4 protein-coding genes and 1 pseudogene are annotated in these 3616 nt (G+C 70.8%); 4 read left to right on the top strand and 1 reads right to left on the bottom strand.

The window, feature by feature from the left end:
- The first annotated feature begins 130 nt into the window (after window positions 1-130).
- Entirely contained in the window at window positions 131-409 is a 279-nt protein-coding gene (locus ACFWY9_RS13675) for a hypothetical protein (RefSeq protein WP_378338980.1), read from the top strand.
- 7 nt (window positions 410-416) lie between these two features.
- Here the strand turns inward: ACFWY9_RS13675 and ACFWY9_RS13670 are convergent, their stop codons facing one another.
- Entirely contained in the window at window positions 417-875 is a 459-nt protein-coding gene (locus ACFWY9_RS13670) for a DoxX family protein (RefSeq protein ID WP_378325388.1), read from the bottom strand.
- 306 nt (window positions 876-1181) lie between these two features.
- Between ACFWY9_RS13670 and ACFWY9_RS13665 the strand changes: the two genes are divergently transcribed.
- The 3 genes and pseudogenes from ACFWY9_RS13665 to ACFWY9_RS13655 all read left to right on the top strand — a co-directional run.
- Window positions 1182-2009 carry a hydroxypyruvate isomerase family protein gene (locus ACFWY9_RS13665; RefSeq protein ID WP_378325390.1) on the top strand — a complete coding sequence of 276 codons (828 nt, stop codon included), beginning with the start codon at window positions 1182-1184 and terminating at the stop codon, window positions 2007-2009.
- Entirely contained in the window at window positions 2006-2896 is an 891-nt protein-coding gene (locus tag ACFWY9_RS13660; protein WP_378325391.1) for a 2-hydroxy-3-oxopropionate reductase, read from the top strand. Before ACFWY9_RS13665 ends, ACFWY9_RS13660 begins: the two co-directional genes overlap by 4 nt.
- A 19-nt stretch (window positions 2897-2915) precedes the next feature.
- A pseudogene (locus ACFWY9_RS13655) lies at window positions 2916-3616 on the top strand (thiamine pyrophosphate-binding protein); the annotation flags it as partial.

Here is a 3616-nt window from a genome sequence, read left to right as displayed (position 1 = left end):
TGTGGGGGGGGGGGGGGGGGGGGGCGGGGGGGGGGGGGGGGGGGTGGGGGCGGGGGGGCGGGGGGGGGGGGGGGGGGGGGGGGGCCCCCCCCCGGGCCCCGGGGCCCCCCCCCCCGCGGAGCTGACCCGGATGCGGCTGCGGGCGAACGCCGTCCGCGTCCTGCACGACGAGGCGCTGTCCACGTTCGGCTGGGATCCCGCGCGGGCCCTGCCGAAACTGTTCCACCTGTGCCTCGCCTCGGCGGAAGCGGTGATCGCGGTGACCGACCAGGCGATGAAACTGTGCGATCAGGCCGCGTTCCGGGGCGACGTCGGGATCGAGCGGCGGTTCCGCGATGCGCGGGCGCACTGTGCGGTCGAGCCCACGGTCGACACCGTGCTCGCGGTCGCGGCAGCGCTTTCCCGGTAGCGCTTCCTCAGCGAGGCCGCAGGAGCGGGGAGCGCTGGGCACCGGGCCCCGCCGCGTGGGCGTCGTTCTCGGATGCGCGGCGCGCGCCGAGGACATTGCCCAGTGCGAACCGGCCGGGGCCGAGGAACACCAGGAGCAAAAGCGTCCAGCAGAACATGGCCGACGCTTCGCCGCCGTTCTGGATGGGGAAGACGGCTTGGGGCAGGTGCACGGTGAAATACGCGTACGCCATCGAGCCGGAGCTGACGAACGCGGCGATCCGGGTACCGAGCCCGAGGCAGATCAGCGTGCCGCCGACGAGCTGGATCACCGCCGCCCACCAGCCCGGCCACTGGCCGATGGCGGCGGGAGCCTTGGCGCCCAGGACACCGAAGACGGTTTTCGCGCCGTGACAGGCGAACAGGAATCCGATGACGATGCGAAAGAGCCCGAGGACGTGTTCGCGGGCTGAATCGAGCCGGTGCATGGTTCCTCCACGGGGGACGAGACGGGTGTGGTCGATCCGTGCGGGTGGTGGGCGGCAGTACCGGGTCGGGCGATTGGTTCAGACCTTTTAGCCGTGTTGCGCAAGCGTATACCGGCGGCCGGGGCGTGCTGATACCTCCGAAAGTCCGGTCCTGGAAGCCGCTCTCGCTATGTGCGAGATGCCGCCGCCTGCTCCCGAGCGTTGACCCGCGCTCTCAAGGCGAGCTAGAATACCGATATACGAAAAAGAGTTTCCGCATTACGGAATACGAGCGGAACGCACTCCGAGTCTGCGACGAGGTAACCGATGGCCGAACTTGCCGGTGCACGTCATTCCCTGGCGTACGTCGCCAATCTGTCCACCCTGTTCAAGGAACTGCCGCTGCCGGAACGACCGAAGGCGGCGCGTGACGCCGGCTTCACCGCGGTCGAGTTCTGGTGGCCGTTCGAGGTCGCCGTCCCGTCCCGGGACGAGGTGGACGCGTTCGTGGCGGCGATCGAGGGGGCGGGGGTCCGGCTGACCGGGTTGAACTTCTTCGCGGGCGACATGCCCGCCGGGGATCGTGGCGTGGTGTCCTGGCCAGGACGGGAAACCGAGTTCGCCGAGAGCCTCGTCGTCGCGCTCGGCATCGCCGAACGCCTCGGCTGCCGCAGCTTCAATGCGTTGTACGGCAACCGGATCGAGGGCGTCGAACCCGGACGGCAGGACGAACTGGCGCTCGTCAATCTGGCGACGGCCGCGGAGGCGGCGGCCAGGATCGGCGCGCAGCTCGTGCTCGAACCGCTGTCCGGGGCGGAGCGCTACCCGCTGAAGACGACGGCCGACGCCGTCAAGATCCTCGACGAGCTGGGCCGGGACAACGTCCGGCTGCTCGCCGATCTCTACCACCTCGCGACGAACGGCGATGATCTCGACGCGCTCGTCGCGGTGCACACCCCGCGGATCGGGCACGTCCAGATCGCCGACGTACCGGGCAGGCACGAGCCCGGCACCGGCTCGCTGGACATCGAGGGATACCTCGAAAAGCTCGAGGCCGCGGGCTATCGCGGCGAGGTCGGCGTCGAGTACCTGCCGACCGGCGAAACCGTCGCGTCACTGGAATGGCTGCCTATCGCGCAAAGGGGACGGGCATGACGAAGTTGGGATTCATCGGCCTGGGTGTCATGGGCACCCCGATGGCCGCGCACCTGGCCGCGGCCGGGCACGAGGTCAGCGGATACGACGTGCACGCGGCCGCCCTCGCGAAACTCGAGGCGGCGGGCGGGCGGGCCGCCACGAGCGTCGCCGACGCGGTCGCCGAGGCCGACGTCGTGATCACCATGCTGCCCAACCACCCGCAGGTGGAGGAGGTGGTCCTGGGCGCGGGCGGGGTGCTGGAGACGGCGAAGCCGGGCGCACTGCTCGCCGATATGAGCACGATCCGGCCCGAGACCTCGATCGAAATCGCGAACCGGGCCGCGGCCAAGGAGATCCGCGTGCTGGACGCGCCCGTCTCCGGCGGGCAGGCAGGGGCCGAGCAGGCCGCACTGTCCATTATGGTCGGCGGGGAGGCGGCGGACTTCACGGCCGCTCTGCCGGTGTTCGAGGTGGTCGGTAAGACGATCGTGCACGTCGGACCGCACGGCGCCGGCCAGGTGGTGAAGGCGGCCAACCAGCTTGTCGTCGGTGGTATCTACGGGTTGGTCGCGGAGGCCATCGTGCTGCTCGAAGCGTCCGGTGTGGACGCGGGGACCGGGCTGGACGTGCTGGCGGGCGGGCTCGCCGGCAGCCGCATCCTGGAGCTGAAGCGCAAGAGCATGGTGGAGCGGAGCTTCGAGCCCGGGTTCCGGATCGACCTGCACCACAAGGACATGGGCATCGCGCTGGCCGCCGCGCGGCAGGCCGACGTGGCGCTCCCGCTCACCGGGCTGGTCGCCCAGCTCGTCGCCGCGGGCCGGGCGATGGGCTACGGCTCGCTCGACCATTCGGCGTTGCTCAAGGTGGTCGAAGATCTTTCCGGCCGCACGAAAGCGGAGGCGTGACATGGGGAGAATTCCCGCGATGGAAGCGGTCGTCGACGTGCTGAAGAGCGAGGGCGTCGACGTCGCCTTCGGTTGCCCCGGCGCCGCGATTCTCCCGCTGTACCACGCGATGCAGGGCTCCGGCATCGACCATCTGGTGGTGCGCCACGAAGAGGGCGCGACCCATATGGCCGACGGCTGGGCGCGGACCACCGGCAAGGTCGGAGTGGCGATCGGGACCTCCGGCCCTGCCGGGACCAACATGATCACCGGGCTGTACACCGCGCACGCGGACTCGATCCCGATCCTGTGCATCACCGGGCAGGCGGATTCCCGCAAACTGCACACCGAGGCCTTCCAGGCGGTGGACATCGTCGAGATCGCCAAGCCGGTGACGAAATGGGCGGTGCAGGTCAAGGAGGCCGCGCAGCTGCCGTGGATCTTCCGCGAGGCTTTCCGGATCGCGCGGTCCGGAAGGCCGGGCCCCGTCCTGATCGACCTGCCGATCGACGTGCAGAAGCAGGAGATCGAATGGGACTCCAGCATCGACTCGCCGCTGCCGGTCACCTCGGTCATCCCGTCGCCGGCGCGGGTCGAGCGGGCGCTGGAGATGCTGCGCGCGGCCGAACGCCCGCTGATCCTGGCCGGCGGTGGGGTGGTCCTCGGTGAGGCGAGCGACCGGCGGCACGCCGGGGCCCCGGGGGCGGGCGGGCCCGGTGGCCCGGATGCGGCCGGACGACA

The sequence above is a fragment of the Amycolatopsis sp. NPDC059027 genome, assembly GCF_042739735.1.
Lineage (GTDB): Bacteria > Actinomycetota > Actinomycetes > Mycobacteriales > Pseudonocardiaceae > Amycolatopsis.
Note: the sequence above shows the minus strand (reverse complement) of the source record. Positions and strands in the feature narration are given on the sequence as shown.